Raw genomic sequence first — 21,612 nt, forward strand, 5'->3', positions numbered from 1 at the left:
AACGATAAAAACGCATTTATAGAATTTATTATGTGTGTTATTTAAATGTAATTTATTAATATATGTTTACACAGCTGGAAAATTTATTTATATAGCAATAAGGAATTTATATTTAATGCTATGCGTATTATTAGTTTAATACTAACAGTTTTTTTAATGATTAGCCAAACTAGTTGTACGGCAATTTTAGCAGGATTAGCTGTAACTACGGGTGCAATTGTTACTCTTCAGGATCGCTCAGTTGGTGATACAATAGATGATACAGCAATTTTAATAAAAATTAATAAAGGATTATTTAAAATAGGGGTTTTTTCGTCAGTTACAGTTAAGGTAAATGAGGGGAGAGTCTTACTTCTTGGAAATGTAAAGTCTTTAGAAAAAAGAATAAGTGCGGAAAAGATAGCATGGCAGCAAAAGGATGTTAGAGAAGTAGTAAATGAAATTAGTGTCGAAAAAAATGTATCAAATTTAAAAGAATTAACCATAGATAGCATTATTAGTACTCAAGTTAAAGCGCGTATAATTGGATCTAAGGGTGTGAAGTCAATGAATTATAGCGTAAGCACAATTAATGGTATTGTGTATCTAATGGGAATTTCTCAAGATAAAAAAGAACTAGATACTGTTGTTTCAGCTGCACGAAGAGTCAAAGGGGTGAAACAGGTGGTTAGTTACGTTAGGTTTAAAGATAGTAAATTACGGCATTAATAATTGTGTTGCTAAGAGTTGCTTTCCAAATGGATAGGAATATTATTGTAGAAAAGGATTTGTCTGTTCATTTTATTAATGAAGCTCAAAGAAGGGGATATTTGATATTCTTTTATGAGCCCTATCAGCTTGCTTTTAAGTGCAATGAACCAGTTGCTCAAGCATCGATTGTATCTGTAAAAGATAATGTACTATATTTTAGCAAGGAAGAAGAACTTGATCTTAAATCATTAGATATATTGTTTATTAGGCAAAATCCACCATTTGATATGCGGTATATTACTACGACTTACATTTTAGAAAAATTAACAAATGTTGTTTTAATTAATAATCCTAAGAGTCTTAGGGATTGTCCAGAAAAATTATTCCCCTTGTCATTTCCGCAATTTATTCCTCCTACTATAATTACAGAAAATATTCAGTTGATTAAGCATTTTTATCAAGAGTATAAGGATGTTATTCTAAAACCACTTTATAGTTATGGAGGAAATGATGTTATACGCATTTGTGAAGTAATTGATATAGAAGTTGTTGCGAACTTAATGATTTCAAAATATAATTGCCCAATAGTTATTCAGAAATTTTTACCTAATATACATGATGATAAAAGAGTAGTGCTTTTAGATGGAAAGCCTATAGGCGCAATAAAACGTAAAGTATTTTCTCAAGATGAAATAAGAACAAATTTAGCTCTTGGTTCAGTACCAGAGGCAACTACATTATCAGATCGCGATTATGAAATCTGCTTATCAGTAGGAAGGGAATTATTATCTCGTGGGTTAGTTTTTGCAGGAATTGATATTTTGAATGGTTATTTATTGGAAGTTAATGTAACTTCTCCCTGTGGTATTTTACAAATTAATCAAATATATAATGTTGCGCTTGAAAAAGAGTGTTGGGATTGCTTTGAAAGTAAGTTATGTTAATATTAAGAATGTAATATTATTTAATGTTATTTTTTTTATATTTTCTAAATAATATAATAATTTCTGTATAAGTTATTTTATTGTTAATAATTAAATATAGGGTATCTAAACTAGCCTTAAATAAGTTAGATAAATGTCCTATTATTTCTTAGAAGTAGGTTTTATGTTGTTGCTGATTATTTGAGTTATTAAATTATTTTAATTTTTATGAATATATAGATTTTAAATTTAATGGATAATTTTATGCTACATAATATAGTGGTTTTTATATATTGAGTTTTTGTGTTATATAGGAAGAAATTATTTTTTAGTTATGATACATATATTGATTTATATGTTTCATTTTTATAATATGAAATGCTATTAATTATTGTAATTCATCGAGTAGTGCTGTGAATTGTTTGAATAAAAAATTATCTGTAGCTGTTTTAAATGGTGGTATGTCTTCAGAAAGAGAAGTATCTTTAATGAGTGGTAAATTAATTATAGAATCACTTAGACGTCTTAATTATGATGTTATTAGTATTGATGTAGATAGTAATGTTGTTGATAATTTGCGTAATTTTTTACCAAATGTTGTTTACAATGCTTTACATGGCAAGTATGGTGAAGATGGTTCTATCCCTGGGTTACTAAATTTAATGCAAATTCCTTATACTCATTCAGGAGTTTTGGCTTCTGCAGTTGCAATGAATAAAGTTATGACTAAGTATGTATTGAATAAGCTAAAAATAGAATATCCAATGTATAAAGTTATAACGTTGGATATGTTACTCTCTAATGATAAAATAATGCCTTATCCTTATGTAATTAAGCCTATTAGTAATGGTTCAAGTATTGGAGTATATGTTATTTTTAATAAAGAAGATTATTATAATGTTGTTAATAATATTAGTAGCTTAAATAAAGAGATAATTATAGAGGAGTATATAGATGGACAAGAGATACAAACAGCGATTTTTTTGGATAGAGCAATAGGAACAATGGAATTTTTATTTGATGGCATTGTGTATGGATATGATGAAAAATACACTAAAGGTATGTGTGATCATGTATTTCCTGCTAATGTTCCTGCTGATGTTTATAACTGTACTCTTGAACAGTCGCTAAGATTGTATAGATGTTTAGGATGTAAAACAATGGCACGAACTGATTTTAGATATGATCATAGAAAAAGAAAACTTAGATTACTTGAAATAAATACTCATCCAGGTATGACAGAATGTTCTGCGTTTCCTGACATAATTGTACGTAGGTGTGGAATAAGTTATGATGAAATGATTGATTTAGTAGTAAGAGATGTTTTGCATACTAATATTAATTATGGTCAATATATAGATAAATTAATGAAGGGGAATAATAACTATTCGATGGTTAATTAACGATGAGTTTAGTAAATAATTTACAAAAGAGATATTTAGCAAGGAGTAAGGTTGACTGTATAAAAAAATGTTTTTTTATCGCTGTTATTTTTTGTACTAGTGTTACTATTTTATATTTTTTTAGAAATCAAATTTTATATAATGTCAGTAAAGGATATAGTACATTTATTACTAATATATCTAATATTTTAATTAATAATGGATTTGTAATTGATAAAGTAATTATTAGTGGTAATGCATCTATTAATAAAAGTGATATCTTGCAATTTGTGGATAGAAAATGCGCTATTATATTTCTTTCTATTAATGATATGCGCGATAGAATAAAATCTAGTAATGCATGGATTAAAGATGTGGTTATTAAAAGAGTCTTACCAAATACTATATATATTGAAGTTCAAGAATATTATGCTTTTGCAAACTGGATACATAATGGTATTAACTCAATTATTGATAATACAGGGCATGTTATAGTAAATACAAGTAATAGAGCTAATAATTTAATTTCTATTTATGGTGATAATGCTTTACATAATTTATATTTTATTAGAGAAGTTTTAAGTGATAATAGTATGCTAAGTGCCATGATCTCATCTTTTATATGGGTAGGTGATAGAAGATGGGATATAATTTTTTCTAGTGGATTAGAAGTACGACTTCCAGAAAGTGATCCACATATTGCATGGAATTATTTGGCATATTTAAATAGAACATCTAATGAATTTATAACCTGGAAAGTAGTAGATATGCGTGTTACTGGTAAAATTTTTATACAACAGTAAAGATTTGTATTACTAATTTTAATATATAATAAAGTATTAGGCAATGCTTAATTTGATCATAATATTGCATCATTTTATGAAATAATATGTATTTTAACAAATTAGCAAGTAAATTTTTATAGCTTTTTAATTCATAAAAAGCTTGATTATAACTTAATTCTTTATTATGAAGCTACATATTATGAGATCTAGTGTTTTTTTAAAGTATAAATACTTAGTACATTATATTTTTCAAATTATTTATTTTGTATATAGATGTTCATAAAAAAATAAATATTAACCATATAATACTGCATGATTTTAGACAAACGATTAACAAAGTTAGCAGCAATGTTAGTGTTGTGTACTATATAAATAATATATTATTTTAATTGCATATATATATATATTTACTTGTTGAATGTAAGTTTGTGAAGTTATATTATTAAGTGTATTTATATGGTCGTATGTTGGTAAATATTTTAATAGTATAAGTTTTATATCATGGGAGCTTTTTTATGTTGAAAGCAAAAAGATTCTGTATGTCTGAGGTTTTAGTAGTTGATGATGAAGCTGATATTAGAAATTTAATAAAAGACATATTAAGTGATGAAAATTATTCTACTAAGTTATCAGTTGATGGATTGTCAGCAATAAAACTTGCATATGAAAAAGAGCCAGATGTTGTATTATTAGATATATGGTTAAAAGGATCTGACGTTGATGGATTAGGTGTATTAGAAAAGTTAAAGGAGCGATATCCTTATCTGCCTGTTATTATGATTAGTGGCCATGGGAGTGTTGCAACTGCAGTAAAATCTTTACATAGAGGGGCTTATGATTATATAGAAAAACCCTTTACAGAAAGTAGGCTAAAATTAGTAGTTAAAAGAGCAATAGAGTCTGGAAGATTAAGAAAAGAAAATGATAAGCTAAAAGCTTCATTTGAAGATTATGAATTTATAGGAAGCTCTCCTGTTATTAAAAATTTGCGAAATATTATTCATAAAGCATCAATGACGTCTAGTCGTGTTCTTATTACAGGTGCTTCTGGGACAGGTAAAGAAGTGGTAGCTAGACTTATACATCAAAAATCAAAAGGTTGTGATACTCCATTTGTAAATATGTGTCCTTCCATGATGCCTACAAATAATTATTTAGCTAATATTTTTGGTAGTGAAGAATGTGGTAATTTCTTACCTTATAAATTGTTACCAAATATTGGCATAGTAGAGCAGGCCAATCGGGGTACATTATTTATAGATGAGGTAACAGATATACGATATGATGCTCAATTAAGACTATTAAGACTTTTGCAAGAAGGAAAGATATATAGAGAAAATGGTAAAATGCCTGTTGTTATTGATGCAAGGGTAATAGCTTCTTCTTCTAAAGTTATTAAAGATGAAGTTAAATTAGGAAGGTTTTGTGAAGATTTATATTACCGATTAAATGTTCTTCCTATTGTAGTACCATCATTATATGAGTATTGCTCAGATATTCCTGAAATATGTCAATATTTCATGAAAAGTATATGTAAAAAAATGGGACTTGCTAATCATATTATTAGCAATGATGCTATTATAGCACTGCAATCTTATAGTTGGCCGGGAAATTTACGGCAGTTGCGTAATGTATTAGAATGGGTTTTAATTATGAAATCTTCTGAAGGTATTATTACTGTTGAAGATTTGCCTGTAGAAATAATATCAAGGTCGGCTGTAAATGATACTTTAAGTGCAAAGATGGTATCTATACCTTTAAGGCAGGCAAGAGAAGAATTTGAAAGACAATATCTAAAAACACAATTATCTCGTTTTGGTGGTAGTGTTTCAAAAACTGCAGAATTTATAGGAATGGAAAGATCTGCTTTACATCGTAAATTAAAGGTATTAGGACTGTATAATGTGGATGTAAAAGCTAACTAATATGTAAAAATCTTGTACTGTATTAAAAGTAATATATAGTTACAGCGTAGGAATAGTCAAAATAGAGTATCAAATTAGGTTGACAATATAATAGTGGATCAATTTTATTACTATAAGCAATGTTATTAAAATGGTAACTATTTTAAGGGATTTTATATTTAAATGTAATGTTTATTTATAGTTGAATATCAGATATTAATAAAGGTGATTAATTTTTTTTTTGATTTATTATTTATTTAATAATTTAAATATAAGTAAAGGTATTTTTTGTTTTATGATAGAAAATAGCAAAGATTACATGTATCCGTAATTACTATAAATTAATCCATATGTAAGAACATATCAGTAGCGAAATTTGGTTTTTAAAATTTGTTAGTTATCCTGTATGAAAAATTTATCAAATAACAGTGGCTAGTTTTTCTAATATAATATGATTATAGAATAATCCGTAATAAGCTTCATATAGTATATACTATGAGTACATGCTTTTTAACATAATTACTATCAAGTATACGTATTAGTAATGTTATTTATATAATCAAGTTTTGTTATATGTTGTTATTTAATTTAATAACGGTAAAACTTGTTTGATTATGTATACTGATAAAATTCTATGCATGAATTTATGGTGAAGAATGTAATATATATTCAATTGCTTTATCTAAGCTTAAATTTTCGTATAGTAACTGATATATTGTTGTACAGATAGGTAGTTTAATATTAAATTTTTGTGATAGTAGTGGAATAGACTTTGCAGTAGTTATACCTTCTGCTAATATTGTGTTTTTGTTATTTATAATGCTATTGTTTTGTCCAATTGTAATTCCGAAAGACATATTACGTGAATGAGTTGTAGTGCATGTTAATACTAAATCTCCTAAACATGAGAATCCTATCAAAGTTGAAAGGTTGAATTGATCATGTGTGGCTATATATAAGTCTTTAATTTCCATCATTCCTCTTGTAATAACTGTTGCTAATGCATTATGTCCTAGCTGTTTTCCAATGATAATACCACATGCAATAGCAATTACATTTTTTATTGCGGCTCCAACTTGCACACCTATAAGATCTTTTGTATATGTAATTGATAGAATAGAATTGCAAAAATTTGATATTAAATGTTGTGCTAAGATTTCATTTTTACCTGCTAATACAAGAGAACATGGTAACTTCTGTGCAATTTCTTGTGCGAAACTTGGACCTGATAAAATTAATATAGGATTATCAGGTAGTATTTCACTTACGATTTCACTTGGCAAGAGTAAGGATGTATTTTCAATACCTTTGCTGCATATTAATATGGGGATAGAATTAATGTGCGTCTTCTGCAAGCTAATGCATAAATTTCGTAATTCTTGTGTAGGTACCGTGATAATAATAGATGATGGATTGTTAGATAGAGCTGTGGATATTTCGTGGACGGTATTTATATTTGGTGAAAGTTTATAATTTGGTAAATATATAGAATTTTCTTGTTTAGAATGTATAGAATGTATTACTTTTTGATTGCGACTCCATAAAGTAATTTTTATGTTACTGTCAGATAATGCAAGTGCAAGTGCTGTTCCAAATGCTCCTGCTCCTAATATGGTAACCTTCACTTTTTATCCTGTTTTGAAAGATAATTAAAGGAAATTATATATTATTTAGGCATTATGATCTATATATAAAGAATACTTGAAAAGATGAAAATAGCATTTTTATGTTTAAGTAAATAAGTATTGTAAAAGTATATGATTGCTTTGTGAGATAATTGTTAATATCATAACGTCTGTGAAATAATTTTAATTTCCTACTTAATAGGAAGATTTTATATTTAAAATATAATATTTTCTATAATTTAATATAATAGAGTATATGTTATATAGTAGATTAATTAAAATTATATAATACTGTGGATTATTATTAAAAATTTATTCTAAAGTTATGTCTATAAAATAAAGTGCTGTTGCTATGTAAGCTCAGTATTGAATTTAGTAACTTCTTGGTATAGATTAAGTTTATTATATCAGGTTGATAGATAGTTTTCTTAAAATTTTTATATTATTAAAAAGCAAGTTTAATATTGATAAGCTGATAATTTAATTTAAAAGTTTTCTATTGTTTAGAATGGATTATAAAAAAGTCATTTGATTTTCTATATTATCTTGAAATAAGGAAATTGAATATCCACTATAAATATATTTTTTCTTCTTAGCTTGGATTTATGTTAAATAAAATTTTCTTTGATAAATAAGTAATATATAAAGTGTATAGTAAATGTACTGTTTTATATTAGATAAATTCATGCAATAAATGTTTAGTAATGAATGGATGTAATTTTACAAAAAAGGAAGATAATGTACCGTTATTATGTTAGCTGTTTATAAGATTAATAAATAACATTACTAACATGTATGCTTGACAGTATTATGTGTAAGTGATGTGGGTATTATTTATATAAATATTATGGTATATATTTGCTGCGAATATAATGGTTAATAAATATAGTATATGTTATTGGGTTAATGTATGTTATTAAATGTGATGTTTGTTTTGCAGCTTTTTATATAGATTAAGGTAAATTTTAAAGATTTGTGGGAATTTATGTTAGTGTAATATAAATTTTACTTTTTTGCTGTAAAAATATTTTAATGTTATATTGTGTATAATGTAGGGCATTGTTTTTATCTTTAGAAGATATTTATAATAGTAGAGTATAATTGTTGGTTCAGATAAGATTGATTTAATGGAATTAGATAAAGAATTATTAACCATAATAGATGATTGGGTAAATTGGTTGAAAGATGAAAAAGGTTATTCTATAAATACTATAAGCGCTTATAAGTCAGATCTTAATGGATTTATTGTTTTTTTATATAAGACTTCTTTGCAGATTGTGACTGTAAAAACTATTAGCAACATTAATGTTAAAAATTTAAGACAGTGGTTATCATTTAGGTATAAGGATAATATTGAATCTGTATCAAATGCACGTGCAATATCTGCATTAAAGAATTTTTTTCGATATTTATGTAGAACACATAATATAGATAATCAAGCAATTTTTTATATTTCAAAGCCTATCGTTAGAAAAAGCTTGCCAAAAGTGTTATATGAATCGCATATTAATGCGGTTTGTAATAATAAGGAAGGGTTATATCAATATTGGGATGAAAAACGTGATTTAGCAATCATTATGTTACTTTATGGTTGTGGTTTAAGGATTAGTGAGGCGATTAATGTAAAATTTTGTGACTTTAAAGGATATGAATTACGTGTAATTGGCAAAGGAAAGAAGGAAAGGGTTACTATAGTATTGCCATTTGTCAAGAAATGTATCAACGAATATATAGCAAGTTGTCCTTATTTTTGTGATAGTTATAAAAATAAAGCTCGATATGTATTTGTGGGGTTGCGAGGTAATAGATTGCAAAGAACTTATTTTGCGAAAAGAATGCAAGTTATGCGTAGAAAAATTGGATTACCAGAAATTACTACTGCTCATACATTCCGTCACAGTTTTGCAACACATTTATTTTTAAGAGGTGCAGATATTAGAGTTGTGCAAGAGTTATTAGGACATTCAAGTATTTCAACAACACAGATTTATACTAATTTGGATCATAATAATGTTATAGATAACTATAAGGATTTTCATCCTCAGACAATTAAAAAATTGAATCAATAAACAGCATTGAATATTTATACAATATAATGAATTATAAAAATTTTTTAATATTTATGTGGCACTATTGTTTTTATCAATGTTGTAATATGTTAAAACTTACTCGTAATAATTCATTTATATTAATAATTATGTATTTGCGAGGATGTATCAATAATCATATTGGTTATAATTAAAAAAAATTGTACTACCTAATATAAAGGATATCGCGTGATAATACATAAATAATTCAGGTAAAATAGTTGGTAAATATATACTTATAGTTGCATTATAGATGGTATGTTGTTTATTAAAAATTCAAGAAAGCTTTTATAAAATATTTTAGTATGAAAAATTTTTTCAGATTAAATTTGTTAGTGTAGTATTGTTTTTTATTATTTGTAAATTAAGGTTTTTTTTTAAGTATATTTATACAATATAAAATTGTAGTACCTATTTTATTAATGGCAGCTTTTTAATATGAAGGATAAAATTAATATGTAAATTAAAAAATAAGTACGGATTTTACAATACTTATTTTCTTAATAGCAATTTTTTAATATGAGAAATGAAGTTGATATATAGACTAATAAATACGAGTTTTATATTATAGTAAATGCAAAGTATTTTCTAATGCGTTATGCTTGCTATCATCTTAGTAATAATAAAATTATTATTTATTATAATGCTATAGATAACAATGCTAACAGAATGTTATACAATTTTTTTATTATAAGCTATATAGGACAGCATTTCTGATAGTATTAAGAAATAATCTAGCTTAAATTGTTTTTAAAGCTATACGCTAGCTATATTAAAATTTATGTTAGCTTAACAGTTTTTGCTTATAAATATTATACTTGTAGTTATTTAACTTTTTGGTATAGAAAATAAGTTTTACTAAAGGTAATTTTTATTTGAATATAACCTTTTCGGATGACTTATGATATGTTACATTACCAATTATATATATAGGATTACCTTGATTTGAAAATATGTTTTTTAATGTTTCAGCATTTTTTTTAGAAGCAATGATTACCATTCCAATGCCATAATTAAACGTATTTAACATTTCTCTTTGAGATATGTTGCCTATTTTTTCTATCCAATTAAATATTGGAGGTTTTTTCCAGGAATCTAAGAAAATATTTGCTGCTAAATTTTCTGGTAATATGCGGGGTATATTTTCAATAAATCCTCCACCAGTAATGTGTGATATACCTTTTACTAAATGAAATATTGGTAGTATATATTTAGTATATATGTAAGTAGGTGTTAGTAATACATCAGCCCATGAGCTATTGTGCCAGGGGCACTTATCGTTATAACTTATATTAAAATCTTGTAATATTTTTCGTATGAGTGAAAATCCATTTGAATGTATACCACTTGAAGGCAAGCCAAGAATTACATCATCGGGGTTAATACTATTTTTTATAGGTAAGATTTTTTCTTTTTCAACTATACCTACAGCAAAGCCTGCAAGATCATATTTTGTATCAGAATACATGCCAGGCATTTCAGCTGTTTCACCTCCTATTAATGTTACATTTGATTTTTTGCAACCTTGAACAATACCATTGATTATTTGTAGTGCAATGTTGTTATCTAATTTGCCAGTGGCGAAGTAATCTAAGAAGAAAAGTGGTTCTGCTCCATGACATAGTATGTCATTTATACACATAGCAACTAGATCTATACCTATGCTTTGATGGTTATTAACTTCTTGTGCTATACATAACTTTGTACCTACGCCATCAGTTGATGATACAAGTACAGGATTATTATATTTTTTTATAATTGATAAATCAAAAAGTCCTCCAAAGCCACCAATATCACCTATAACTTCTACTCTAGCAGTTGATTTAGCAATTGCTTGAATATTTTTGACTAATTTATTTGCATTTTTGATGTTGACACCAGAATCTTGATATGTGCTCATTACGGTTTAAAGAGTTTTATAAAAAAACAAGAATAACACTCAATTACCAATGTTAAAATATAAAGTTGTTTGATAATAAAAATTGTTATGTATTTATTATAATTTAAAGCATTTTATAAAAAAACAAGAATAACACTCAATTACCAATATTAAAATGTAAAGTTTGATAATGAAGATATATATGTATATATACTTTTTTATATTTGTGTATATTTATATATCTATAACTAACTAATACAGTACAGCTTGTTTATAAATATTAAATAGTATTTATAGTATATTATTATCTATTTACAATTGTATATATTAAAGCATTTTAATATGTATATTACATTAGGAGCTATTATGAAAGAGAATAATATTAATGCAAAAAATATTTTGTTACATATGGAACTATTGTCCGCGAAATTACTACATGATTTAGCTGGTCCTATAGGGGCAGTAGTAAATTATATAGAATTTTTAAGTGAAGGGGATAGTGATAAATCTAAAGATTTTATTTGTCTATTAATGGAAGCTTCTAATGAAATTATGGCTAGGTTTAGATTGTCTAGACAGTCTTATAGCTTCTCAGAAGATAATAAAAACTTTAGTAGCACTAAAGCAAATGTTGAAGAATATCTAGATACAAAAAAAGTTAAGTTAAGTTGGAATATAGCAGTGCAAATATATAACGTACAGTTAGTTGAAAAAATAAATAAATTAGTATCTAATATTATTATATTATCTACAATGATAATGATTGATGGTAAAGAGGTTGAAGTTTTATTACAAGAAGATGGCGATAAAGTTGTATTGAAGATAACTTTAAAAGCACAAGGTATTGAGATTTGTGAAAGTATACAAGATATTTTTGATGAAAAGACTAATTATGTGTTGGATGCAAAAAACATTCAAGCATGGATTATCTCTATGTTATTAATGAAATATAATGTTAATTTAAGTTATAATTTAATACAAAAAGGTGTTTTAGAATTTTGTATACCTTTTGTAAATTGTATTTTGTGATTTGCATTTTTGTTTTTAATATCAGATGATTATAGTATTTTGTCATAGTATAAAGCTTTTTTAAATCTTATTAAGAATTTGTAGCGTTAGTAGAAGATGGATGAACAAGGGGTTGTATATCTTTATTTTATATCCTAAATTTATTTAAAACTTCTGTGGTTAATAATGATATTATGGTTTGAAAAGTTCTATACATAAGCAACTATATATAAGCCTACTTGACACTATTGATAAAAGCATTGTTAATGTTTTTTATTATACTTTTATAATTTGCTTCATTATTTATTTCTAAGTATTTGATTAATGATCTTACTATTGGTGTATAGTTTGCTAGCTTTATAGCTATATTTTTATGTATTCTTGAAATAGCAGATTGTGCGTCTTTATTACTACAGCCAAGTAAAACAAATATAAATTTATAGTTTCCCATGTATCCTATAATGTCACTATATCTGATGTTTATGTGTAGTGTGTCGACTAGAACTTTACTTAGCTTGATAATATGTTCATTGTCATGTTTAAGATCTAATGATATTATTCCAATGATGGACTCTAAATTATTTTGTTTTATAAATTCTGAGATAATCTGTATTTCTTGTGTTGTTGAATTTACGTCTAAAACACCAAAATTTTGATCTATAGTATATACATCATTGATTAATTGCTTTTTTCTAAAGAGATTTAACTGCTGAGTAATACTAATATTGCGTATGAGTAATTCATAATTAATAATATTATTATTGGATAATATGCGAAAAATTTTAGGTTGCACATTAATAATTTCTTGATTTTTGTTAATAAAGGAAAAGTTTTTTATTTTTGATATTATATCAGTTAAGTCTATGCCATCTGGTGTATATTCTAAGTAGTTGTTTATTATATCTACAGTTTCGTAAGTTAATATAGAGTTTAATGGATGTTCTAGAATGTCATCTTTATTATACCCTAATAAGTTAGTTACAGAGTTGTTAATGTTGAAAATAGAAATAGTGTGTTGATTATTATCCTGCTTAATTGAAATTACAGCATCACTTGATCTGCGTGCAATTACACTCATTACTTTATCCTATTTACTGTAATATTATGCATACAAATGCTATATATAACTGCCTTATATGTATTGCAACGAATCGACTAATTTTGTTTATTAGCGTGTCATGCTTTTAATACAGGAAAATATTAATATAAAATTGTTAACTCATCATTAACATTTGTTGTAGAAACTTTATATTTTTGTTGGTAATTATGTATCGGCAATAAATAGTTTTTTTGCAATTATATTTATAGCTAGTATTATTTATAGTGTAACATTACTCCATAAGTCATCTAAGTTATAATAATCTCTTACATCTGGTCTAAAAATATGTGTTATTATGTTTTGGAAGCTTATTACTACCCAGTGTCCATCTTGTAATCCTTCTACTGATAATTTTTTATAAGGCTTAATTTTTTTTTTAATATTATTTGCTAAAGACTTGACGTGAGAAGTTGATTCACCTGATGCGATAATCATATATTTTGCTAATGTACTTTTGTCACTTATATCCAATATGCTAATATTATTAGCTTTATGTGTATCAAGGATTGAGATCACAAGATTTTTTAATTGCTCTGTTGACATCATTATTTTATCTAAAATCATAATGGTAAAAGACCATAATATTTATTATATATAATATTATATATCATTGTATTATGAAAGGAAAATTAGTAATTTTCTGTATATAGAATGTAAAAGTATAATCTATGTATATCAAAAGTAAAAACTTTTTTTACTAACACTATAACTTACATAGGGGATAAATATATTTTTTGCTTTGTAGTAATAGCATGAAGAATTGTGTTATAGACTACATTTTCGTATCTAACTTGTATTTCGTTACTAATGCTTTTACGAAATTAAAATGTTAATTAAATACTACTAATTAAGTAGAAGAGTTATACATAAATTATGTAGTGAAACACAATTTTATAAATAGCATTTGTTGTTAATTTTTAATGATAGAGGATAATTACTTTAGTATCATAAGAAATAATCATGTAGCAACATGATTGTATCAATTAAATTTAGCAATCTTATATATAATTTTGTTATATGTTATGCTAATTTAGTTTATATCTTATGAGGGCTTGATGGCATTTGTAGTATTATCATTGGGAAGTAATTGCGGTGATAGATTAAGCAACATTCAACTTGCTTCAAGAATGCTTCCTATTATGGGTAAGGTTTACTCGTGTATATATGAAAGTAAAGCATTGCTGCCATATGGAGCTCCTATAAGTTGGGATATTCCTTTTTTAAATATGGCTATTGCTGGATATACAAATTTATTACCTTGTATGTTTCTGCATCATGTAAAAAAAATAGAAAATTTTTTAGGAAAGCGTAATAAGAAATTTTGGTCTCCTAGAATAATTGATATAGACATAATACTATGGGATAATATTAATATTAATACTGATGTTTTACAAATACCTCATAAATATATGCATTGTAGGGATTTTGTGCTTGTACCAATATGTGATATTTGTCCTCGTTTTGTACATCATACTTTTAATATGAGTATGCAAGCAATGTTATTAAATGTTACACAAATAAATCTAGTACAAAGACTTAATATTATACAAGTGAATCTAGTACAAAGATTTAATTTTACGAAATTTATATTGCATTCTCTATTGACCAAAACTAATCTGCTTAGTAGATATATGACTTATAGGGATGAATATTAAAGTTACTGTTGTAAATTGCATGTGAATTCTTAAAGGATATGTAATATATTATAATAATATTGTTATTATTATTATTATGGATGTTTTAATAGTGTGACATGACATAATTGTATTAATTGCAAAACTGTATTAATGTTTAGAATAATGTTACGATATTTAGCAATAATATAGAATGTATCTATATTAATGATCAGTCAATAATTGTAATAAAATACCAGCTAATTTTTTAGCATATGTAAATCAAATTTTGAATATGCTAATAATTATTTCTTATCACAATAGTGAACACATACACTACTACTAGTAACTTGACCTCCACAATCAATAAAGCACATATTATAATCACTTCGGCATAATCTTTGACATTCATCAATATTACAGATACTTTTTTTATTGGTACTTATTAGTAAAGTATTATTGTTGGCACTATCATCATTCTTGGTATTAGTAATTGTTGCTATATTTGCTATACTACTAATAACAGATGATGGAATGTTGTACAATTTTTCTTTTAAACGACATTCGTTTGATTGTGCTTGACATTGACGTAGACAATTATTATATGTAAAGACGCATTGTCTAATACATTTCTTTCCTTCCTGAGTAGATGGTTGAGTATAATGAAATACTGTTCTATACACTGGAGAGCAGGAAACTGCAAAAAATATAATACAATATAATGCTATAGTGAAATATTTCATAATATTTGTACCATTTAATTGATTAACTGACTTGTTTATCTATAATAATAAAGCAAAATTTTTAATAAAATATAAAAAGAGTATGAATTATAGAGATAGAAATTTTTTTATAGCAATGATATTATATTGTAATTAGATGTAGTGTGTTTTTTGATACTTATTAGTATTACTTCAACATTTAAGGATCTTAGGTCATATTATGAATTCAATGAATAAAATTTCAATTTCTTACCATATTTACCTAATTGTAAATACTATTTTGAATAGAGTTTTATGTTATAAATTTGTCATGTTGTAAATATCATTTAATAAATAACTTATTTGTACAGATAGAAATTATGATTTAAGTAGTATTTTTAATCATGAAATTTAAAAATATATTGTAGTATAGTTAATGGTTAAGTTTAACTTGTCTTTTCAAGTCATTAATACGACTTAGGTAAATGCTATTTTTTGATAGATGGGTCTCTGATAAATTAGCATACTTATAAAAATTCTTTATATCATTTTCAATAAAGAACTTATTTGCAAAAGCAAAATATGACATTCCAATATTGTTGATTTTTCCATAAGCTATAGCTAATTGTTTCCATATAAAGGGATTGTCTTTTTCGTGATATAATACTTGCTTTAGATAGGGTATTGCTTCTCCTGGATTGCTCAATAATAATGTTTGTGCTAGTTCTAATTTTATTAACAAGTCATTAGGTAAAAACTTTAGTGCAATTTTATAATTTTTAACTGCTTTTTTAATATTACCAACTTTATAAAAAATTTGAGCTTTTAATTCATAAATATAAGGATCGTTTGGGGTTTGTTTTATAAGATCATTGAGTTGTTCTAGAGATTTCTTAATATTTGATTTTCTGTAATTGATAATAGAGCGTATGTATAAAGAAGAATATTTTTCATCTTCTAAGGTATTAAGTGGAGCAAAAAAAGCATTGACCTTATTTATGATTCTATTGAAGTTTTTTATATCATCACTTTGCCAATTATTAATTACATTTTTTCGGCGATAACTTTGTATATTTTCAAGTCTTTGCTGATTGAGTGGATGTGTTAATAAATATTGATCTATTATACCATGCTGTGATCCAATATTACTAAAATATCTAAATAAACTGATTAATCCATTATAATCATATCCTGCATCATCTAAATATTTTAATGCACATTGGTCTGCAACCTCTTCCTGTTCACGATTATTAGCAAGGAACATTCTGTAATTTATAGTGCTAGCACCTGACATAATAGCCTGTCCAATATTAGGATTAATTGCAATTGCAGCAATCATTCCTAAAGCATATCCCAACCCTGTATTGATAACGGTATTACGTATATCTTTTTTCTTATATAGTATATGTTGCTGCGATATATGACCTATTTCATGAGCTATTACACCAATTACTGTGTTAGGGTTTTGTGAAAATTGTAATAATCCTGAGTGAATAAAAATATTTTTATTGTTAATGATATAAGCATTAATAGTGTTATCATGAACAATAAAAACTTTTATGTTATCAATATTTATATTTGCTGCATTAAATATAGGCAATGCTATTTTTTTTATTACATGTTCTATTTCACTATCTCTTACAACATATGTTCCATAAGCTTTGACATTATATGTCAATAAAACCATTATTAATAACAAAATGTTCTTCATATGAGTCTGTCAAAAATTGGTGCTATTGTATTATATGATAAATAATATAAAAAAAGCATAATAAAAAATGCTTAAATTTTTTCAATTATTAAGAAATGACTATCTTTTTATATAGCTTGTTGGATAGAAATTTAAGATATAAATTGTCTACAATAAGTGATACATAACATTTATATTTCCTTTATTCAGAATAAGGTATATTATAATACTTATGTTATCATTATTTGATTGATTGTTTAGTAAATATTGTTTTATTAAAGATACTTTTTATATTTAATTAAGTACTAAATAGTATTTTATGATTCATTATCTATATTAATTAGTAAAATTATTCTTTAAAAATTGTTGGTTGCTATTATAGGATATTGTGTGGCAAGAACTACTATTCTGTATTTTTATGTTATAAATGTTAGCATACATGTAATATGAAATGCATTATAAAGAATTAGTCCGGGCGTGAGATACTGCTATTATTGATAGATTAAATTTTAGTGAACTATATTAACATTATGTTAAACGTGTGCTGTATATAGTTGTTGATTACTGAATTTTTTATAGCTTACCTCTAAATCATCTATAGATATACTAGTTAATCCAGTAATGTTAAGTAATTTCTCTGATGTCACTATCCCTATTAAAGAGTAAGGTTCATTTTGAAATATTGTTTCAAATTTTTCCTTATTATTAGGATTTATAGTGACTAAAATTCTGCTTTGTGATTCTGAAAACATTATAATTTTTTCTTTTAAATTATCATGAGGATCTATATTTTGTGTTGGTACTAAAGATAAATCTATTTTTGCTCCAAGCTGTCCTCCAATTAGGGATTTTATTAATCCTATGATTAATCCTCCTAAATTTAATGCAATGGCAGAAGCAATGATATTATTATTAATTGCATGATAAAATTTTTTGTATAATGCAGTGGCTATTTTGGCATTAACTTGTGGAACATTTACTTCTCCTATGTTGCTATACATTTGATATTCTGACATTCCAAGTTCATTATATGTTATTCCTAAAATATATATTAAATCATTAGCAGCTTTAACATCTAGTGTTACTGCATGCTCAATATTATCTATTATTCCAAGTGTAGAAATTAATAATGATGGAGGAGAAGATATATGTATGAGAGTACCTTTGCTATCATATCCTTTAAAGTCATTGAACATACTATCTTTTCCTGAGATAAAAGGAGTATTAAATGCTACAGCATAATCATAACATCCTTTAGCAGCTTGTTTTAATTGCCATAATCTTTTCGGATCTGTAGAATTACACCAACAAAAATTATCAATTAATGCTAAGTGATTAAAATTGCCACCTACTGCAACGTAATTACGTATTGCACTATCAATAGCACAAGCTGCCATACTGTAAGTATCTATATCTCCATATCTAGATCCGAATCCTTGAGATTTTACTATTCCTTTTTTTGATGACAAGATTGGACGTATTACTATGGCGTCACCGCAGACTCTTCCTTTGCCTTGAATGGGCTTTATCACAGAAGATCCTTGAACTTCATGATCATATTGTACTGAAATAAATTCTTTGCTGTTAATGTTTGCTCTTTGTAGTAAGTTATGTAAGTCTTCTTCTATTGATGAACTATGATGAGATTGTATTGTTGATGGATAATTTTTCCATGGGTTGGTTGTTAAATGTGTTACAGGGTTACCATTGTGTAGGAAATCTGTGTCAATATCCATTATAATACATCCATTGTACGTTACTATAGCTTTGTTAGTATTGGTAAATTCCCCAATGATACTAATCTCTACATTATTTTTTTTCATTATTTTTTCAAGTTCTGGATACTTATGTGGAGGTACAGATAAAGTCATTCTTTCTTGTGATTCAGATATCCATATTTCCCAAGGTAACATGTGTGGATGTTTAAGTAATACTTTATTAAGGTCTACTTTGAATCCTTTTATTCCCATTTCTCCTATAGAAGATGAGAGTCCACCTGCTCCGTTATCAGTGATTGCATTATATAAATTAAGGTCTCTTGCTTCTTTTATAATAGCATCAGATAACTTTTTTTGTGTAATGGGATCACCAATTTGTACTACTGTTGAGCTAATATTTTCTGTAAGTGTGCTTGATGAAAAAGTAGCACCATGAATGCCGTCTTTTCCTGTTCTTCCTCCAATAATGACAATATAATCCCCATTCATTGGTGATTTTAGGTGAGAAGGAGATTTTTGGATTGTACGTGGAATAATACCAGTCGTGCCAACAAATACTAATGGTTTACCGTAAAATCTATTGTCAAAATATGCAGATCCTAAGGCAGTAGGAATACCAGAGCAATTTCCTCCGAAATTTACTCCTTTTATTACTCCATACATAATTGTAGTTGGATGTAGTACAGGCTTTGAACACTGGCGATCTCTGTATAACTGTTCTTTTAAGCACTCTGCAAAACAAAAATAGTAAGAATTGAGTATAGGTTTAGCTCCTTTTCCAAATCCTATAATATCTCTGTTTACTCCTAGTATACCAGTGGTTGCTCCACCAAATGGATCAAGCGCTGATGGACTATTATGAGTTTCAACTTTATCGACTATAATAAAGTTATCATCAAAAACAATTGCTCCTGCATTATCAGAAAATACGGAAACACATATGGGAGAATTAATATCAGCGGTTGCACGTTTAATATAATGTTTATATATTCCATCTGAAATTTCATCTATAGGTGAAGAAAAAATATTGTGTTTACAATGCTCAGACCAAGTTTGTGCTAATGCTTCTATTTCTATATCATTAGGATTTCTATTAATTTTTTGAAAGTATCTTTGAATACTTTTCATTGCGTTCAATGATAAATTTAGTGAACCTTGGCCATTAATACCATATTTACTAATTTCCATCAGCTTATCATCACTGATATTAAGATTTACAGAGCTAACATGTTGAAGTTTTTTGTTAATAGTAATTGAGTATTTGATATATGGAATAGGGTAATGACTATTTTGTTTTTTAAGTGTATTATTAAGGTTTTCTATAGTTTTGCTACCTAAAAATTGTACTTTAACATTGTTATTTTGCACGTAGGTTAATTTGCAATATTCTGTTAATGGGTTATATATATTTGTAATGTAATCCATATTTGGTATTTTTGTATTTCCAAAAATTATTTTTGAAGTATGAACTTGTACTTTAAAATTATTATTAAAGTTTTCATTAATGATCTGTGTAACTGTGTTACCAATATTATCAGTAACTCCAGGTAAGAAAGACGTTTCTATTGACCAATGCGCATTAAAAACATTAAACATATTGTATGTTTTTTGGGATACTGTGTCTATGTAATTTGATATATTCTCATCATATTTAAATGTAAAAAACTCTTGTGTAACCCTATTGCTTAATAATTTACCTATAAAGTTAATTTCGTCATTAGTAAACTGATAATCTGCATCTATTATATAATTGAAAGAGTCTTTATATAAATAATTACATCTTTGATTTGATTTATTTGTAACAACAATCAATATAATCATTTATTATTATGCAATATTGTATAATTTTTATATTAGCATTTATATTAAAATATTCCATAGGTAAAATAAGGTTTACTAAAATTATGCAATGGTTATATCTTTATGTAATTGAATGTATTCTTAATTTAAATATGTTTAACGTTTTAAGAAATGAGTGTTAAGTTAGGTGATACTCATATTTGTAAATATATTGTCATAGAAATGTGCATTTAATATTACGCTATTACATAATTGTGATTATGAAAAATTAGAAGCTGACTATACTTTTAGTCTTTGTATATTATAAGAGTTATAATGATAATATAGGTATTAAAGCTAGATAATTAGATAAATTTTTTTAATGTATTTGTTATATATTTTTAATAATATAAAAACTTTTGCATGATTTTATGTTTACAATATTTGACTAAGGAACATTTATACTATATTTTGCTGTATAAGGTATGATATCATTCAATCAAGACGTTATATAATAAAAAACCACAAAATGTTTAGTTGGTAAATTGACTTAATATTAGTGATAAAAATATATAATATAAAACTTATATGCTTAATAACTGTTATAACTATGTTGGTTAGTATGTTTTTGTATTTATCATGTGTATATGAAGTAAACGATGTCAAGGTAAAACACATTTAATTAATAACATTACAGTTTTATGTAAAAAGCATTATATAAAATGTAGA

15 protein-coding genes are annotated in these 21,612 nt (G+C 26.0%); 8 read left to right on the top strand and 7 right to left on the bottom strand.

Translation table 11 applies throughout. From position 1 onward, the window contains the following. Positions 1-120 precede the first annotated feature (120 nt). From HL033_RS03140 to HL033_RS03160, 5 genes are all read left to right on the top strand, one after another. On the top strand, positions 121-708 hold the full coding sequence (locus tag HL033_RS03140; RefSeq protein ID WP_218193851.1) for a BON domain-containing protein: 588 nt from the start codon (positions 121-123) through the stop codon (positions 706-708). A 29-nt stretch (positions 709-737) separates the two neighbouring features. Next, positions 738-1,634: a glutathione synthase gene (gshB, locus tag HL033_RS03145; protein WP_246575218.1), complete on the top strand. Its 897-nt coding sequence runs from the start codon at positions 738-740 to the stop codon at positions 1,632-1,634. Between the two features lie 392 nt (positions 1,635-2,026). Then, on the top strand, positions 2,027-3,016 hold the full coding sequence (locus tag HL033_RS03150; protein ID WP_246575222.1) for a D-alanine--D-alanine ligase: 990 nt from the start codon (positions 2,027-2,029) through the stop codon (positions 3,014-3,016). 2 nt (positions 3,017-3,018) lie between these two features. After that, positions 3,019-3,798, top strand: coding sequence for a cell division protein FtsQ/DivIB (locus HL033_RS03155; protein ID WP_218193853.1), 780 nt, complete (start codon positions 3,019-3,021; stop codon positions 3,796-3,798). Positions 3,799-4,295: 497 nt separating this feature from the next. Next, positions 4,296-5,705 (top strand): sigma-54-dependent transcriptional regulator, encoded by a 1,410-nt coding sequence (locus tag HL033_RS03160; RefSeq protein ID WP_218193854.1) that lies wholly within the window; start codon positions 4,296-4,298, stop codon positions 5,703-5,705. A gap of 623 nt (positions 5,706-6,328) precedes the next feature. Here the strand turns inward: HL033_RS03160 and HL033_RS03165 are convergent. Next, the gene (locus tag HL033_RS03165; protein ID WP_218193855.1) at positions 6,329-7,309 is read right to left on the bottom strand and encodes an NAD(P)H-dependent glycerol-3-phosphate dehydrogenase; all 981 of its coding nucleotides are present in this window, start codon (positions 7,307-7,309) and stop codon (positions 6,329-6,331) included. 1,127 nt (positions 7,310-8,436) lie between these two features. On the opposite strand from HL033_RS03165, the gene HL033_RS03170 reads away from it, so the two are divergent. Beyond that, the gene (locus HL033_RS03170; RefSeq protein WP_218193856.1) at positions 8,437-9,378 is read left to right on the top strand and encodes a tyrosine-type recombinase/integrase; all 942 of its coding nucleotides are present in this window, start codon (positions 8,437-8,439) and stop codon (positions 9,376-9,378) included. Between the two features lie 889 nt (positions 9,379-10,267). On the opposite strand, the gene purM is transcribed toward HL033_RS03170, so the two are convergent. Further along, entirely contained in the window at positions 10,268-11,296 is a 1,029-nt protein-coding gene (purM, locus tag HL033_RS03175; RefSeq protein ID WP_218193857.1) for a phosphoribosylformylglycinamidine cyclo-ligase, read from the bottom strand. Positions 11,297-11,641: 345 nt separating this feature from the next. On the opposite strand from purM, the gene HL033_RS03180 reads away from it, so the two are divergent. After that, entirely contained in the window at positions 11,642-12,304 is a 663-nt protein-coding gene (locus tag HL033_RS03180; RefSeq protein WP_218193858.1) for a histidine phosphotransferase family protein, read from the top strand. Between the two features lie 214 nt (positions 12,305-12,518). Here the strand turns inward: HL033_RS03180 and HL033_RS03185 are convergent, their stop codons facing one another. Then, the gene (locus HL033_RS03185; RefSeq protein WP_218193859.1) at positions 12,519-13,361 is read right to left on the bottom strand and encodes a diguanylate cyclase; all 843 of its coding nucleotides are present in this window, start codon (positions 13,359-13,361) and stop codon (positions 12,519-12,521) included. A gap of 240 nt (positions 13,362-13,601) precedes the next feature. Beyond that, the gene (rsfS, locus tag HL033_RS03190; protein ID WP_218193860.1) at positions 13,602-13,946 is read right to left on the bottom strand and encodes a ribosome silencing factor; all 345 of its coding nucleotides are present in this window, start codon (positions 13,944-13,946) and stop codon (positions 13,602-13,604) included. A gap of 491 nt (positions 13,947-14,437) precedes the next feature. On the opposite strand from rsfS, the gene folK reads away from it, so the two are divergent. Next, positions 14,438-15,037, top strand: coding sequence for a 2-amino-4-hydroxy-6-hydroxymethyldihydropteridine diphosphokinase (folK, locus tag HL033_RS03195; RefSeq protein WP_218193861.1), 600 nt, complete (start codon positions 14,438-14,440; stop codon positions 15,035-15,037). 263 nt (positions 15,038-15,300) lie between these two features. Here the strand turns inward: folK and HL033_RS03200 are convergent, their stop codons facing one another. The 3 genes from HL033_RS03200 to HL033_RS03210 all read right to left on the bottom strand — a co-directional run bounded on the left by HL033_RS03200 (position 15,301) and on the right by HL033_RS03210 (position 20,925). Further along, entirely contained in the window at positions 15,301-15,738 is a 438-nt protein-coding gene (locus HL033_RS03200) for a hypothetical protein (RefSeq protein ID WP_218193862.1), read from the bottom strand. A 391-nt stretch (positions 15,739-16,129) separates the two neighbouring features. After that, on the bottom strand, positions 16,130-17,407 hold the full coding sequence (locus HL033_RS03205; protein WP_218193863.1) for a M48 family metalloprotease: 1,278 nt from the start codon (positions 17,405-17,407) through the stop codon (positions 16,130-16,132). Between the two features lie 512 nt (positions 17,408-17,919). Next, on the bottom strand, positions 17,920-20,925 hold the full coding sequence (locus tag HL033_RS03210) for a phosphoribosylformylglycinamidine synthase subunit PurL (RefSeq protein WP_218193864.1): 3,006 nt from the start codon (positions 20,923-20,925) through the stop codon (positions 17,920-17,922). Between the last annotated feature and the right edge of the window lie 687 nt (positions 20,926-21,612).

The sequence above is a fragment of the Neoehrlichia mikurensis genome, from assembly GCF_019186785.1.
GTDB classification, from domain to species: Bacteria; Pseudomonadota; Alphaproteobacteria; order Rickettsiales; family Anaplasmataceae; genus Neoehrlichia; species Neoehrlichia mikurensis.